Source organism: Klebsiella sp. V115_8 (assembly GCF_029967715.1).
Classification (GTDB): Bacteria; Pseudomonadota; Gammaproteobacteria; order Enterobacterales; family Enterobacteriaceae; genus Klebsiella; species Klebsiella quasipneumoniae.
This window is the reverse complement of the sequence record NZ_JASCAR010000043.1, coordinates 140677-156675: the sequence shown is the minus strand read 5'-3', so window position 1 is coordinate 156675 and position 15999 is coordinate 140677. Positions and strand designations below refer to the sequence as shown.

The 15999-nt window shown below is 61.1% G+C and carries 12 protein-coding genes and 1 pseudogene; 7 read left to right on the top strand and 6 right to left on the bottom strand.

What is annotated here, in order from left to right:
• The first annotated feature begins 5 nt into the window (after positions 1–5).
• Positions 6–1037 (top strand): Gfo/Idh/MocA family oxidoreductase, encoded by a 1032-nt coding sequence (locus QLG03_RS20260; protein WP_255988367.1) that lies wholly within the window; start codon positions 6–8, stop codon positions 1035–1037.
• Positions 1038–1667: 630 nt separating this feature from the next.
• Here the strand turns inward: QLG03_RS20260 and QLG03_RS20255 are convergent.
• Positions 1668–2675: a Gfo/Idh/MocA family oxidoreductase gene (locus QLG03_RS20255; RefSeq protein WP_023288686.1), complete on the bottom strand. Its 1008-nt coding sequence runs from the start codon at positions 2673–2675 to the stop codon at positions 1668–1670.
• Between the two features lie 102 nt (positions 2676–2777).
• On the opposite strand from QLG03_RS20255, the gene QLG03_RS20250 reads away from it, so the two are divergent.
• From QLG03_RS20250 to QLG03_RS20230, 5 genes and pseudogenes are all read left to right on the top strand, one after another.
• Complete coding sequence (locus QLG03_RS20250; RefSeq protein WP_023288687.1) at positions 2778–3797, top strand: LacI family DNA-binding transcriptional regulator; 1020 nt, start codon at positions 2778–2780, stop codon at positions 3795–3797.
• A 429-nt stretch (positions 3798–4226) separates the two neighbouring features.
• On the top strand, positions 4227–5150 hold the full coding sequence (locus QLG03_RS20245) for a sugar ABC transporter substrate-binding protein (protein WP_002892597.1): 924 nt from the start codon (positions 4227–4229) through the stop codon (positions 5148–5150).
• A 32-nt stretch (positions 5151–5182) separates the two neighbouring features.
• A complete protein-coding gene (locus tag QLG03_RS20240) occupies positions 5183–6667 on the top strand; it encodes a sugar ABC transporter ATP-binding protein (RefSeq protein WP_004202401.1) in 1485 nt (494 codons plus the stop codon).
• A gap of 19 nt (positions 6668–6686) precedes the next feature.
• Positions 6687–7709, top strand: a complete 1023-nt coding sequence (locus tag QLG03_RS20235; protein WP_004152946.1) for an ABC transporter permease — start codon at positions 6687–6689, stop codon at positions 7707–7709.
• A gap of 185 nt (positions 7710–7894) precedes the next feature.
• Positions 7895–8504, top strand: a pseudogene (locus QLG03_RS20230) (hypothetical protein).
• A gap of 47 nt (positions 8505–8551) precedes the next feature.
• Here QLG03_RS20230 and QLG03_RS20225 read toward each other — a convergent pair.
• The 5 genes from QLG03_RS20225 to QLG03_RS20205 all read right to left on the bottom strand — a co-directional run bounded on the left by QLG03_RS20225 (position 8552) and on the right by QLG03_RS20205 (position 15066).
• Positions 8552–9562, bottom strand: a complete 1011-nt coding sequence (locus tag QLG03_RS20225) for a LacI family DNA-binding transcriptional regulator (protein ID WP_017898803.1) — start codon at positions 9560–9562, stop codon at positions 8552–8554.
• 23 nt (positions 9563–9585) lie between these two features.
• A complete protein-coding gene (locus tag QLG03_RS20220) occupies positions 9586–10986 on the bottom strand; it encodes a sucrose-6-phosphate hydrolase (RefSeq protein WP_044521387.1) in 1401 nt (466 codons plus the stop codon).
• Positions 10986–12356 carry a sucrose-specific PTS transporter subunit IIBC gene (locus tag QLG03_RS20215; RefSeq protein ID WP_255988364.1) on the bottom strand — a complete coding sequence of 457 codons (1371 nt, stop codon included), beginning with the start codon at positions 12354–12356 and terminating at the stop codon, positions 10986–10988. Before QLG03_RS20215 ends, QLG03_RS20220 begins: the two co-directional genes overlap by 1 nt.
• A 104-nt stretch (positions 12357–12460) precedes the next feature.
• Entirely contained in the window at positions 12461–13978 is a 1518-nt protein-coding gene (locus QLG03_RS20210) for a carbohydrate porin (protein WP_255988363.1), read from the bottom strand.
• Positions 13979–14142: 164 nt separating this feature from the next.
• A complete protein-coding gene (locus QLG03_RS20205; RefSeq protein ID WP_064157805.1) occupies positions 14143–15066 on the bottom strand; it encodes an aminoimidazole riboside kinase in 924 nt (307 codons plus the stop codon).
• A gap of 237 nt (positions 15067–15303) precedes the next feature.
• Between QLG03_RS20205 and QLG03_RS20200 the strand changes: the two genes are divergently transcribed.
• Positions 15304–15945 (top strand): Crp/Fnr family transcriptional regulator, encoded by a 642-nt coding sequence (locus QLG03_RS20200; protein WP_072420810.1) that lies wholly within the window; start codon positions 15304–15306, stop codon positions 15943–15945.
• Positions 15946–15999: the final 54 nt, after the last annotated feature.

Below are 15999 nucleotides of genomic sequence, written 5' to 3'. Positions count from 1 at the left end.
CCGCTATGTTTCCCTCACAATTACCGACCCCGCGCCGCCCGGCGGCGCAGAGCATTCCCTCCCTGCGCTGGGGCATCATTGGTCCGGGCTGGATCGCCGAGCGCTTTGTGCACGCATTGAAAACCCAGAGCCGGCAGCAAGTGGTGGCCGTTGCCTCCCGCAGCCAGGCGAAGGCCGACCGGGTAGCCGCGGAATGGGGGATCCCCCAGGCTTACGGCCGGGTGGAGGAGATGCTGGCGCGTCCGGATATTGATGCGGTCTATATTGCGACGCCGCACAACCATCACTTTCCCGACGGCATGCTGGCGCTGAAGGCGGGCAAACACGTGCTGATAGAGAAGCCCTTCGCGCTCAACCTCGGCGAAGGAGGTGAACTGCAGGCCGAAGCCGCCCGCCAGGGGAAGCTGGCGCTGGAGGCGATGTGGTGCGATTACGCGCCGAAGTATGATGTGATCCGCCAGCTGCTGGAGGATGGGGTACTCGGCGACCTGCATACCCTGCTGGCCGATCACGGCGAGTATTTCACTACCGATCACCGCATCTTTAATGCCGACCTTGCCGGCGGGCCGATGATGGATCTCGGCAGCTATTTGACCTCGTTTGCGCTGATGGTGGGCGGCATGCCGCAGGAGATTGTCGCCCGCGGCCACGCGACGGCGGAGGGGCTTAACGGCCAGACGTCAATGCTGTTCAGCTGGCGGAACGGGATGCAGGGGCTGTTAAACACGACGTTGTTCAGCAACACGCCGGGCGGGGCGGTGGTGGCCGGACGCCAGGCGACCCTGACCATCGACGGTCAGTTTTACGCCCCCGGCGGGTTCACGCTCGCCGCCAGCCAGGGCGGGCAGGCGCTGCGCTGGGAAGAGCCGCGCAATCGCTACGACCAGCTGTTCTGGCAGGCGGAGCATTTTGCCTGGTGCATCGGTCAGGGGCTGCGGGACTCGCCGCTGCGGCCGCTCAGTCAGGTGCTGCAGAATCTGCAGGTGATGGATGAGGTGCGGCGCCAGGTGGGCGCGGTGTTTAACGAAGAACGTTAAGGGGCCGGCCGGGCTTTGGTTTGCAGACAGCGCGAGCGTGCACGCCATTGCCCGGCACCGGGACGCGCACGGTTCCGGATATCTGCTGCCCGGCGGCGCGGCGCTTAAGCGGGCCTGGGAGGTCACTGCAACTATTTGATATGGATGGTTATCATGCCCGTAGGCCGGGCAAGGCATTGCCGCCGCCCGGCATAAAACGGCTCCGCATCGGCTGTTCTTGCCCGGCGGCGCGGCGCTTGCGCGGGCCTGGGAGGTCACTGCAACTATTTGATATGGATGGTGATCATGCCCGTAGGCCGGGCAAGGCGTTGCCGCCGCCCGGCATAAAACGGCTCCGCGCCAGCTGTCCTTGCCCGCGGCGCGGCGCTTGCGCGGGCCTGGGATGTCACTGCAACTATTTGATATGGATGGTGATCATGCCCGTAGGCCGGGCAAGGCGTTGCCGCCGCCCGGCATAAAATGGCTCCGCATCGGCTGTTCTTGCCCGGCGGCGCGGCGCTTGCGCGGGCCTGGGATGTCACTGCAACTATTGGATATTGATGGTTATCATGCCCGTAGGCCGGGCAAGGCGTCGTCGCCGCCCGGCATAAAGGCAGGTTCAGAGCCTGATAGCGGTTGCCACGCAACCACTCACCGACAGTCGTCGACGGCGACAAACTGGCCGCGCTGCAGAGACTGAACCGCCGCTTCGGCAATGGCCTGCGCCTGCAGGCCGTCCACCAGGCCGGGCAGGTCGGCCACGGTTTCACCATTCAGAGAGCGGATAAAGGCGTCGAGATGCTGGTAATAAGATCCTTGCACCCGGCTGAACCAGTCCGGCCACAGGCCTGGCTCAATGCGCTGATTGCCGCGCCACAGGGTAGGGCCCGCCGGCGACTGGCTGCCGGACTCCAGCGCGCCCTCTGCCCCCAGCAGGGTGATCCTTTCATCATACCCGTGGCCGGTGCGGCGGGTGTTGTCCAGCTGCGCCAGCGCGCCGCCGCGCATCTGCATCATCAGGATGGAGGTGTCGACATCGCCAAATTCGGCGATTTCCGGCAGGGCCAGCGCCGCGCCCATCGCCGCTACGGTATGCACTTCATCGCCGGTGAGAAAGCGCAGAAGATCGAAGAAATGGATCGCCTGATCGCGCATCTGACCGCCGGAGCTGCGCAGATAGTCGAGCGGCGGCATGCTGGAGGCGCGACAGACCATCTGCACCAGCTCGACCCTGCCGATCGCTCCCTGCTCCAGCTGGCGGCGCAACTGCTGATGGCTGCTGTCAAAGCGCCGGTTAAAGCCGACGGTGACCGGCACCTTAAGGGGAAGCACCCGCTCCACCACCTCGCGGGCGCGCGCCAGGGAAAGGTCGATCGGTTTTTCGCAATAGACCGCCTTGCCCGCCCGGGCGGCGGCTTCCAGCAGTTCGGCATGCGACGGGGTCGAGCTGGCGATCAGCACAGCGTCGATGGCGTCGCTACGGAGAGCCTCGCTCACCGTCACCGCCCGGGCGCCATAGCGGGCGGCCAGCGCCTGGGCGCGCTCCGGCGCGGCATCGGCCACCATCGTCAACTCGCTCCCGTCGTGACGGGCGAGGCTGGCGGCATGAACCTGACCGATAAAACCACTGCCTACCAGGGCAAAACGTTTGCACTTCATTTTATTCTCCAGAATGGCGAGGGGACGCTGCCACCATAATCGGTTTGCTAAACTCACTGACACTGCCGTTTTGATGTATTTCCATCATTGAAGAGAGGGGCGATGAAAAACATGTCACTGGCGATGCTGGCCAGACAGATTGGCGTCGGCGTGGCCACCGTTGACCGGGTGCTGAACGAACGCGGCGGCGTATCGCCGCAGACCACGCGCAAAGTGCTGCAGGCGGCGCGGGAGGCGGGGCTGAAGCGGATCCTGCCGGAGGAGCACCGCTTTCCCTGGCAGATTGAGCTCTTTCTCAGCAGCAATGACTCTTTCTTTTTTCCGCAGCTGGCGCAGGATTTCGCCGCCGTCGCGGATAGCCTCGGCTATCGTCGTCTGACCCTGCACCGCACCTTTGTCCCGGAGTCGCAGCCGGCGACCCTGGCCCGGCGCATTATGCGCAGCGGCCAGCAGCGCCAGGGGATCATCGTTTTCGGCAATGACCATCCTGTGGTGCATGACGCGCTGCGACGCTGTCGGGAAGCGGGCGTCCCCGTCATTACCCTGGCGACAGATCTGCCCGGCGCCGACCGGCTCTGCCACGTCGGGATCAATCAGTTGCAGGCTGGCCGCACGGCGGGGTTAATGATGGGGAGAATGACGCCGCGGCCCGGGGAGGTGCTGATGGTGAGCGGCCGGGAGGATTACAGCGCGCATCGCCTGCGCATCCAGGGGTTCCGCGAGGTGCTGAGCCAGCGCTTTCCCCATCTGCAGCTCAACGAGGTGCTGGCGGGCGAAGAGCGGCGGGAGCAGATCACCCGCCTGCTGGAGCAGGCCCTGTGCCGCAGCCGGCATATTGTCGGGATCTATAACACCGGACTTGGCAATACTCAGATTGCCGAGGCGCTGGCTCGCCACCGCCGCGAAGGCGACGTCTGCTGGATCACCCATGAGCGCTACAATACCACCCGCCAGCAGCTGGCCAGGGGCAGCCTGGCGTTAACGCTCGATCAGAACACCCGCCAGCACGCCCAGCTGGCGATCGACCTGATGCTGCGCCATCTGGAGTCCGGCTATCAGCCGCAAACCTATGCCGACGGGAAAGTCGACTTTATCCTCTACAGCGCCGAGAACGTCGACTAAGGCGTGCGGCGCCTCCCTTCCTGACAACGCGGATCTCCCCGCCGGGTAAATGCCAACCCCGCCGGGGGCGATCGCTGTAAAGCGTTGTCTGCCTCTCATTTTTCGCTCATTTATGCAGCAATGTTAGATGTCTGTCAAAATTCTGTTACTGCATGGTTTTAAAATTTTCATTTCAGTTATTTACTTATAAAAGTTTCAAATGTCTTGTTAATGAAATAAATGGTCTGGAATTCACGGTGTGGCATAAATGGACTGATGTTTCAAAAAAGTGATGATAAAACAGCCATTATTTGTGATTCCGATCACGACGAAATGCGGAAAACCCCGTACTGCCGTCGCCGTCACAACAGACATTTGTCGCAATCTAACTGAAATTAATTTTTCATTTTGTTTCATTCACCGGCGTACCTACAAAATCAAGGATCAACTATGAATATTAAGAAAACGATTGTTGCCTCTTTGTTAGCCTGCATGCTGCCTGCTGTGGTTATGGCAAAAGATGTCTCCATTGGCGTCTCGATGGCGCTGTTTGACGATAACTTCCTGACGATCCTGCGTACCTCGATGCAAAAAGAGATGAAAAAAGATGGGGTGAAATCGCAGATCGAGGACGCGAAAGGGGATGTCTCCCAGCAGCTGCAGCAGGTGCAGAACTTTATCGGCCAGGGCGTGGACGCCATTATCGTCAACCCGGTTGATACCAACGCGGTCAAACCGATCATGGATCAGGCCACCAAAGCCGGGATCCCACTGGTGTTTGTAAACCGTCGCCCGCAGGCGGAGCTGACCGACAAGATGGCCTATGTGGGGTCGGACTCGATTCTCGCCGGTCGTCTGCAGATGGAAGCGCTGGCGAAAGCGATGAACGGCAAGGGCAATGTGGCGATCCTGCTCGGCGACCTGGCGAATGAATCCACTCGCGACCGCACCAAAGGGGTGGAAGAGGTCGTGGCGAAATACCCGAACATCAAAATCGTGCAGAAGCAGACCGCGAAATTTACCCGCAATGACGCCGTGGACGTGGTCAGCAACTGGATGACCAGCGGCGAGGATATCCAGGCCATCGCCTCCAACAACGATGAAATGGCGATCGGCGCCCTGCAGGCGCTGGGTAAAAACCCGAACCATATTCTCATCGCCGGCGTGGATGGCACCCCGGATGCGCTGCAGATGCTGAAGAGCGGCAAGATGATCGCCACCATCTTCCAGGATGCGAAAGGCCAGGGCGAGGGCGCCGTAGACGCGGCCATTAAGCTGGCGAACGGCGAGAAAGTGGAAAAGATCATCGACGTGCCGTATCAGCTGATCACCAAAGAGAACATGGCTGAATTTACCAATCGTAATCAGAAATAATCCTGGCCAACCTGTGGTACGGAGGTGGATGTATGAACGCTTTTGCCCTTGAAGCCGAAGGTATCAGTAAGTTCTTCCCCGGCGTGAAGGCGCTCGACAATGTCTCATTACGCGTGCGCCCGGGAACGGTGCACGCCCTGATGGGCGAGAACGGCGCCGGTAAATCCACGCTAATGAAGTGCCTGATCGGTATCTATCGCCCGGATAAAGGATCGATTCGCGTGAAAGGTGAGCCGGTGGAGTTTACCGACACCATGGATGCGCTGCGCTCGGGGATCTCGATGATTCACCAGGAGCTGAATCTGGTGCCGCATATGACGGTGGCGGAGAATATCTGGCTGGGGCGCGAGCCGATGAAGTACGGCTTTGTCGACCACGGCCAGCTGACCCGCCAGACCCAGGCGCTGCTGGATAAGCTGAATATTCGCTTAACTGCCGACCGGCTGGTGGGAGACCTGAGCATCGCCGCCCAGCAGATGGTGGAGATTGCCAAAGCGGTCTCATGGAACGCGGATATTGTGATCATGGATGAGCCCACTTCGGCGCTGACCGAAGGCGAGGTGGCTCACCTGTTCACCATCATCCGCGACCTGCGGGCCCAGGGCAAAGCGATCATCTATATCAGCCATAAAATGGATGAGATCTTCGCGATCACCGATGAGATCAGCGTCTTTCGCGACGGCACCTGGGTGGGGAGCAAAAACACCACCGAATTTACCCGCCAGTCGCTGATCACCCAGATGGTCGGCCGCGAATTAACCCAGCTGTTCCCGAAATTTAATAACACCATCGGCGAAGAGGTGCTGACGGTGCGCAACCTGACGCGCCAGGGCGTGTTCCATGACGTCAGCTTTACGGTGCGTCGCGGCGAGATCCTCGGCGTGGCCGGGCTGGTGGGCGCCGGGCGCAGCGAGGTGATGGAAAGCCTGTTCGGTATGGAACGCTTCGACAGCGGCGAAGTGCTGATCGACGGGGCGCCGGTGACCATTGATTCTCCCTCCGTGGCGATTGAAAAGGGGATGGCGTTATTAACCGAAGACCGCAAAAAGTCGGGCCTGTTTCTGGTGCTGTCGGTGCTGGAAAATATGAGTATCGTCAAAATGCCGGAATATATCGGCAAGAGCGGTTTTGTCCAGCACGTGAAAATGGCCGAAGACTGCATGGAGCAAATCCGCCGGCTCAATATTAAAACGCCGACGATGGATCAAATTATTAATAACCTCAGCGGGGGGAATCAGCAAAAAGTCCTGATTGCGCGCTGGCTGTTAGCGCAACCGAAAATCTTAATTCTCGATGAGCCGACCCGCGGCATCGACGTCGGGGCGAAGGCGGAAATTTATCATCTTATCAGTGAACTGGCGAACCGGGGGGTGGCGGTCATTATGGTCTCCTCTGAGCTGCCGGAAATCCTTGGCATGAGTGACCGGGTCATGGTGATGCATGAAGGTCGTATCACCGGCATCCTGGAAAAAGACGAAGCCGACCAGGAAACCATTTTGTCGTTGGCATCCCATTGAGGCACAGAGAATGAGTAATATGAAATTAACGGCGGCTCCGGCCAGCGAGGGTTCCTCCTTCTTCGCTAATTTGCGGCATAAAATGCCGAAAGATACCGGCATCTTTGTGGTGATGCTGGTGATTGCCCTGACATTTGAAATCGCCGGCTGGTATGTTCGCGACCAGTCGTTCCTGCTCAATACCAACCGCCTGGTGCTGATTGTGCTGCAGGTGGCGATCATCGGCATCATCGCCGTCGGCGTCACCCAGGTGATCATCACCACCGGGATTGACCTCTCCTCCGGCTCGGTTATCGCCCTCGCGGCGGTGGTGGCGGCGAGCCTGGCGCAAACCTCCGACAGCCTGTCGCCGATGTTCCCGGCGCTGGTCAACCTGCCGGCGGTGATCCCGATTTGCGCGGGGATCGGCGTCGGCCTGCTGTGCGGGCTGACCAACGGTTTCCTGGTGACGCGAACCGGTATCCCGCCGTTTATCGCCACCCTCGGGATGATGGTCTCGGCGCGCGGTCTGGCGCAGTATTACACTCAGGGCAATCCGATAAGCTTCCTCTCCGACAGCTTTACGGCGATAGGCCAGGGGGCAATGCCGGTGATCATCTTCTTCGTGATCGCCGCGGTGTTTCACATTGCGCTGAAGCATACCCGGTATGGCAAATATGTGTATGCCATCGGCGGCAACATGACCTCGGCCAAAGTGTCCGGCATCAACGTGAATAAGTACCTGGTGATTGTCTACACCATCGCCGGGGCGCTCTCCGGGCTGGCGGGGGTGGTGCTGGCGGCGCGCGTCAGCAGCGGCCAGTCCAGCATGGGGATGTCCTACGAGCTGGACGCGATTGCCGCAGCGGTGATCGGCGGCAGCAGCTTAATGGGCGGGGTGGGGCGCATTACCGGCACCCTGATTGGCGCGATGATCCTTGGCCTGATCAAGAGCGGCTTTACCTTTGTCGGCGTCGATGCCTACGTGCAGGATATTATTAAAGGGATCATTATCGTCGCGGCGGTGACCATCGACATGCGCCGCAACCGGAAAAAACACTAATCTTATCAACTGGCGGCAACGGCGAAGCGCGTCGTTGCCGCCAGTCCTGTCCAGAAATAAACAAAATACTCCCCGCCTGGCGCAGGCTGTCTATTTTTCCCGCGCTGCGCATCCTGTACAGTTTCGCGACTTTTGTTGTCCATTCGCCAGGGGGCCACGCCTTGCCCCCTTGTTTCTGGAGTCGTATGAATACACCATCCATAGGCAAATCATCGCCGGTCTGGCGACCGGGCAGAAGGGGCGTGATCGTCACGCTGCTCGTTGGCCTGGCGATCCTGATCATCGGCCGGGGCGGGCATTTTCTGGCCAGAGAGGTTTGCCGCGAAATGTATACCCGTCAGCTGGAGAAGGATGCGCAGTGGGTGGCGTCACGCCTCGAACGGCGGATGAACACGCCGGCGCGGCAGCGGGAAGCCACCTGGCCGCTGGCGGTGATGCGCGCGGATCTCTATGCCCTGGCCCGGCAGCGACATTATCAGCTGCTGCTGGTGAATAGCGACGGGCATCTGCTGGCGGCATCGCATGCGCTGCCGGCCAGCGTGCTGGCCCAGGTTCAGGCGCAATTTCCCAGGGAGATGCAGCCGCCGCTGTTCGGCAGCCATTACCAGACCATTCAGCCCTTCGCCCCGCATCAGCGGATGTTAAGCCGGGCGCTGAACGGCAATGCAGGCCTGGCGGGCTGGAATCTCGTGATGCTGGCGCCGGACGGCGGATTGCCCTCGCTGCTGATGGCTTACCGTTGGCCGGTCACGATGGGCCTCGGCGCGGTGCTCGCCGGCACGCTGCTGGCGGTGAGGCGGGCGGCGCGCGCCCGGCGAAAACGCTAATTGCCGACGGCGCCGTCAGGCATGGCGAAACTGCAGGGTGGCGGGCAGATAGCGCTGGAGCGGCTCCGGCGCCTGGCCGTCGATCAGCTGGCTGAGCAGATCGTAGCAGTGCCAGGCCAGCTGGCGATTATCCTGTTGCACGGTATCAATGCGCAGGGAAAGTGAATCGTACAGATAGTGATCGTCGAAGCTGGCGAGATGAATATTGGAGTCCAGCAGATGGTGCTGGCTCATATAGCGCAGGACCCCTTCGAGCAGGCCGCAGGCCGCGGTGAACAGCGCTTTCGGCGGCCGGCCCAGCCGCGCGCAGAGCGCGGCGAACATCTCATAGCCGGAGCTGGGGTGATAGTTGCCGTTGATCACCCACTCGGGACGCAGCGTGACCCCCGCCTGAGCCAGGCCCTGGGTGAATCCCGCCAGCCGGTCGCGCGATGGCGATAGCCGCGGCTGGCCGCCGAGAAACCAGAACTCGTCCGCATGCTGAGGGGCGATGCGGGAGATCAGCTCGGCCGTTGGGGTGACCGAGTCGGTCATCACCAGCGGCAGGGCGCTGTCGCTGGGGGAGCGGTCAAACAGCACCACCGGCAGCTGTTCGCTGAGCTTCAGGTAGTCGGCATCGCTGTGCATGCACGAGGCGACGATCAGGCCGTCGACCTGGCGGGCAATCATGTTATTGACCACCACGCTCTCCTGGCCGGGGTTTTCATCGGTGCAGGAGATAAGCAGCTGCACGCCGGCTTCCCGGCAGAGCGTCTCAAGCTCATGGGAGAAAACGGCAAACCCGTAGTTGGTGATTTCCGGCACCACCAGGCCAATGGTATGGCTGCGGTTATCGCGCAGCGAGCGCGCGTGAATGCTGGGTTGATAGTGCTGCTCGCGGGCGATCGCCAGCACGCGCTCGCGCGTCTCCTGCGCCACGCGCAGCTCTTTGCCACGACCGTTAAGCACCAGACTGGCGGTCGCTTTGGAGACGCCCGCCAGTTCGGCGATATCTTTGATAGTTACGCGTTTGGTTTTCATCAGCACCCGGGAGCCTGAAAGCAAAACGGTTATTCTACCATGCATGGCCGCAGCAGCCAGCGGCAGAATGCTACCGGCGTCGCACCGCTGAAGATTAACTGCCCCGGATAGCCCGGGAAGAAGCGGCTGCTCATCACCCCTTCGCCATCGTTGATGAAAATCTCCACGCTGGAGCGGTCGATAAAGATCTGCAGGCGCCGCGCCTCGCCGCGCCAGTAGCGGTGATGCATCTCCGCCGTCTGCAGCCCGCGGCGCGACAGGCGCAGGCCGTCGCGGTTAACGGTGAGCTGCAGGGCGCCGGCAAAATCCAGCCCCAGCGTGCTGTTGGGGGCGATGTCAAAGGCCAGCTCCATCGGGGCGAGGGGCAGGGTCTGTCCGCGCCAGCCCTCGGCTTCGCCGCGCAGGGCGGCCAGCTCGCGCAGCGGGCGCTGATACAGGGTGCCCGCCTGCCACTCCAGCTCGCGCACGCAGGTCATCTGGTGGATCCACCCCTGCGCGCGGGTGGGTTGATGCATCTCTTCCCCGTCCGGGACGCCCATCCAGCCGACCAGCAGGCGGCGGCCATCCTCGGCCAGCATGGTTTGCGGCGCGTAGAACTCAAATCCGCTGTCCAGCTCGTGCAGCGGACCATGGTCGAAGGCGCCGCGTTCGGCGTCGAAACGGCCTGCCATCCACACCGCCGGATAGGTATTGAGAAAGCGCTGCGCTTCGCGGGCCAGCCCCTGCGGGCAGCAGATCAGCAGGTGGGTGTCCGCCAGCGGAAACAGGTCCGGGCACTCCCACATGTAGCCGCCGTTCGCCAGGCCGTTAACGTCATGCCCGGCTATCTCGCCCACCAGGCGCCAATCCCGCAGGTCGCTGGCGGTAAACAGCAGCACTTTGCCGCGCTGTTGCACATCCTGCGCCCCGAGGACCATGTACCAGCGCCCGTCCTGTCGCCACACTTTAGGGTCGCGCACATGGCCGGTATAGCCTTCCGGCAGCGGCAGCACCGGCCCCAGCTTGCGGAAGGTGCCATCGGCATTTTCCGTCGCCAGACATTGCCAGGCGGTGCGCCCGCCGTCGGGGAATTTCACGTTGCCGGTATAGCAAAGGGTCAGGGCGCCCTCGAACTCGACCGCGCTGCCGGAGTAGCAGCCGTTGCGGTCATACTCTTCATCCGGCATCAGGGCGATAGGTTCATGCCGCCAGTGCAGCAGATCGGCTGAGCTCCAGTGTCCCCAGCACTTGTAGGTGTGGTCGCAGGCGAGCGGGTTCCACTGATAAAACAGGTGGTAACGCCCGGCTACCTGGCAAAAGCCGTTGGGATCGTTCAGCAGTCCGCTGACCGGCGCCAGATGCCATTGCGGGTAATGGCTGTCGGCCAGCGCCTGCGGCTGGCCCTGCATAACGGCCTGCAGGATCGCAGGCAGGCGTGACGGTAATGACATTATTCAGTGTCCGTTTTGTATTTCAGCGTCAGAGAGAGCGTGAAGGCCACGGCGAAGGCGATCGCCATCCCGATAATGTAGTTCAGCAGCGAGCTGGCCTGCACGATGGCCATTCCCGGGATCGCCGTCAGGCCCACCGCGGTCATGTAGACGTGCATCGATACCACCCAGGCGCCGCCGGCGGCACCGCCCACCAGCGCGGCGATGAACGGTTTCACAAAGCGCAGGTTAATCCCGAAGATTGCCGCCTCGGTGATCCCCAGCATCGCCGAAAACGCCGACGGCAGGGTGATAGCTTTGATTTTGGCATCTTTGGTTTTAAACCACACCGCAAAGCAGGCGCCGCCCTGGGCGACGTTGGCCATGGCCCAGATCGGCAGCAGGAAGTTGACGCCGATCGACGGATTGCCGAGCAGGCCCGCCTCGATGGCATGGAAGCTGTGATGGATACCGGTAATGACGATCACCGAATAGAGGCCGCCAAACAGCAGGCCCGCCAGCCAGCCGGCGTGGCTGATAAGCGTGCTGAGGATAAACGAAATGCCGTCGCCGAGCGCGCGGCCGGCCGGGCCGATCAGCAGCAGGGCGATAAAGCCGGAGATAATCACCGTCAGGAACGGCGTGAGGATCAGATCCAGCGCGTCAGGGATAATGCGGCGCAGCCGTTTCTCGACAAGGCTCATAAACCACACCGCCAGCAGCACCGGGAAGACCGTGCCCTGATAGCCGATCATCGCCACTTCGATGCCGAAGAAATTCATGGTGTGGAAGCCGGCGGCGACGCCCCAGGCGTTGGTCAACGCCGGGTGGGTAAGGATCCCGCCGAGGGTCGCGCCCAGATAAGGGTTACCGCCAAATTCGCGGGCGGCGGTAAAGCCGATCAGGATCGGCAGAATGATAAACGCCGCCGAGCTGCACATATCCAGCATGATATAGATAGCGTTGCCCGGGTCGACCCAGCCGTAGGTTTTCACCATCCCCAGCAGGCCCATCAGCAGGCCGGAGGCGACGATGGCCGGAATAATCGGCACGAAGATGTTGGACAGCAGGCGGGCGATGCGCTGGAACGGGTTCAGCTTTTTCGCCGCCAGATCGGCGGCTTCGGATTTGCTCGATTCGCTGATGCCCGCCGCCTGGATAAAGGCGGCATAGACTTTATTGACCACCCCGGTGCCGAAGATGATCTGCATCTGGCCGGCATTGCGAAAGCAGCCTTTCACGCCGTCGATTTTGCCAATCGCCTGCTGGTCGGCGAGCGCGTCGTCGACCAGCACCAGCCGCAGGCGGGTGGCGCAGTGCGCGGCGCTGGCGATATTTTCCTTGCCGCCCAGCAGGGGAAGCAGTGAGCGGGAAATCTGTTCAAAATCCATAGTACCCTCTGAATGCATGATGATATGGCGTGGGCGGCGCCGGCCGTGGCAGGCACCGCGAACCTTATATTTATGTGTGACTTACCCTGTCGTCCGGGTTCACGTCAGAACCAGGTCTCCATTTGCATACCGAACGACCATTCGCCGCCCGATTTGAATCCGTTGCTGCCTAACGCGTCGTCGTTGGCGTAGTTATCCAGCTTTTTGCTCCAGTCCATCCACGAGGTGTAGAAGCGGATCTCCGGGCGCGAGAAGAAGTCGCCGATGCTGCCGACCTTGAAGGTCGGGGCGTAGGTCAGCTTGTAGAAGCTGCCGTTGACCGCATGGCGATCGTTGTAGCCTTCAGGCTGCAGATCCATGTACTGATAGGTGCCCTCCCAGGCGAGGGCGAAGTTCTGCGTGACCTCCTGAATCAGACGCAGGTTGAGAGTGGCCCACTGATAGCTGTCGCCATCGACATAGCGGTCTTTACTGCTCTGCGCCAGCACGGCCGGGGCAATAAACCAGCGATCGCTCAGCGGCGTGGTGCCGTAGCTGGCGAAACGCCAGGTATTGGCCCCCGGACGCAGCGCGCCGTCGGAGCCGATGCCTTTAACCTCGGCGCCCAGTCCGTGACCATACAGCAGGGCCGTTTTGCTGGTCCCGTCGCGCAGGCCATAGAAGCTCTCATTGTGCAGACCCAGCAGGGCATGAACCCCGGTGTTAGCGGCATCGCCTTTCACCAGATTGCCGTTCGCGTCCTGGCGGTCGTCATTATCTTTCGCCCGCATCCCGCTGACCATCATCTGCACCGGGCCGGCAAAGTTATTCATGCTGACGATATAGTTCTGCACGCTGTTGCTGCTGTCGGCGATATCGCCAAAGTTGCGGCCATATAACGAGAAGTTGCTGCGCAGGCTGTCGTTCCACTTCACGTCGTAGATCCCGCCGCCGGTCCCGGCGAGGAACACCACATCCGAGTCAACCCAGTGGATGTCGAAGTTGTCGCGGTCAAAGCGTTTCCCGGCCCACAGGGTCGAGCCTTTGAACGGACCCTCGAAGGTCGGCAGGTTTCCCAGTTCGACGAACGCCTGGCGTACGTTCAGGTCGCTGCTGCTCGCCGTCCAGTCGTTATAGGTAGTTTGCCCGTCGGCCACCATCACTTTGAAACGGGTGGTCGCCCCGTTGTCCAGGGTCTGCTTATGTTCGAGGTTCATTTCCACATAGGTGTCGGCCTGGTTGCCAAGACGACCAATGGCGCCGCCGGTCTCCCCGGCGGGGGTCATATAGGCCCCGGATTTCGTGCTGGCGGCGGAGTCGTTCATGATCACCCCGGAGCGGGCGTAGCCGTGGAACTCAAAGCCGCCGGGCCGTTCGGCTTTTTCTTCCAGTTGGGTGGTGCGCTTGGCCACCTGCTGGGTGGTGGCCTGGGTTTGCTGCTGCTGCTGGGTTAGCTGCTGAACTTTCTGCTCCGCTGAGGCGGCGCGGCTTTCGGCGGTACTGGCGCGGGTCTCGGCATCCTGCAGACGTTTTTCCAGGGCGGCGAGACGCGCTTCAATGCTGTTCAGGTCTGTCTGCCCATGGGCGGCGGCGGCGCCGGTTAGCAAAGCAATAAGAATGGCTAACTTCCGTTTTTTATACATGTTGGTGACATCCAAAGGTAAATCAGTGAGTGTGCTAACGTTTGCTAAACCGGTTTAGTTGATATGGTAAACATGTCGGTAACGCAGTGAAAATAAAAATTGCTAAACCGGTTTAAGAATTGTGATGTCACCAGCAAAGTGGGCCGTTAGCCGGCCCAACGGGATCACAGCGAGCGCTGAAGATCCTCCCTGTAGGGCAGGGCGGTCATGGCGCCTTTGGCGGTGGTGGCCAGCGCGCCGCAGGTTTGCGCCAGCGCGAGGTCCGGCGCCAGGTCGGCGAGGTTGTCAGGGATGCCGTGGGCGGCGAGCCCGGCGAGCAGCCCGGCGACAAAGGCATCGCCGGCGCCGGTGGTATCGACGGCCACTACCGGGCGGGCGGGGAAGTGGCTAACCTGCCCGCGCAGCGCGGCCTGGACTCCCGCTTTGCCCTGGGTGACCAGCAGCAGCGTCGGCTGGAAGCGGGCGTTCAGCCGGGCGATGCCGCTGACGATGTCGTCGCTGCCGCTGATAAAAGCCAGCTCCTCTTCCGACAGTTTTATGGCGTCGGCGAGGGCCAGCGCCCGGTCGAGACAGTCGCGCAGCTCCTGCGGATCCTGCCACAGGTCGCTGCGGATATTGGGGTCGAAGCTGACATAGCCCCCGGCGCGCTTTATCGCCTCCATCGCCGCGAATGCCGTGCTGCGGCTCGGTTCCGCGCTGAGGGCGATAGAGCAGACGTGCAGCCACTGGCCGGCGGCGAACGGCGGAAGATCCTCAGGCGCAAGAAACAGGTCGGCGCTCGGGCGAACCATAAAGGTAAAGGTGCGCTCCCCGTGCCGATCGAGATCGACCACCACCGTGGAGGTGCGCTGCGTCGCGTCGAGGCGCATAAAATCCACATCGACCTGCTCCTGCGCCAGGGTGTGGCGCATAAAGCGACCGAACGGATCGTCGCCGACGCGGCCGATAAACCCGCTGTCGCCGCCGAGCCGCGCCACGCCGACCGCGACGTTGGCCGGCGCGCCGCCGGGGCATTGCAGCAGGCGGCCCTCTCCGTCGGGCAGGAGATCGACGACCGCATCGCCGAGTACCCAGATTTTACCATTCATAGGACAGCTCCTCTTAGCTAAACTTTGTTAAACCGGTTTAGCTAATTAAAGCACAGCCTGGCGGCAAGCGGAACGATTGGTGGACGAAAGGGCGGGGCGAGGGTAAAAAATGTGAGCCAGGCGGAATATTTCGCCACTCCAGATCTGGACTTTTCCTTCCTGACCCGCTTAGGTATAGTTCCACAGGCCGCGGTTAACCCCGCCGCGGTGATAAAAGGTGAAGGAGTGCGTAGCGCGATGAACCCCAGTTTTGGCGATATTTACGATCGGTACCAGAAGCTGTCGCTGACCACGCACCTGCCGGCGGTCATCGCCTGCAGTGAAACCCTGAGCCTGAGTAAAGACCAGCCATTTCTGCCGCAGCCGGGCTATCTCTATTTTTTGCTGCAGGGGCAAATGACGTTGGCCTTTGGTGATGAGCAGAACCTGCTCGGGATTGTTATCGCGCATATGCCGTTAGGGCTGCTTGAACATTATTGTCCGTCGGTGGCGCTCTATTATCGGTGTCTGGGCGAATGCCAGCTGGCGAAAATATCCGCCAGCGATTTTGAACGGATATTCTTTCATTCGTCGCCGGGCTATATGCAAGAGCTGACCACGATCCTGGCCTATATGGGCATATTTGCCCTTGATGCCCACTATGAACGCGGCAGCCAGACCAGCTTTCAGACCATTAAATCAATGCTGTCGCGCTATTTATATCGTGGAGGAATCGATGGTGGTCAGCATGAAAGCCTGTCGGCATTTATTATTAAACGAACCAATCTTTCGCGCAGCTATGTTTATCAGGTGCTGGCCGCCCTGCGCGAGGGAGGATATATCACGGTGAAAAAAGGCAAACTGATTTCCATCGACCGTCATATTCCTGAGAAATTCTGATTCAGGTTCGTCGGCTCCCCGACATAACGTCGCTAAAACCCGCCCGAGGAAAGC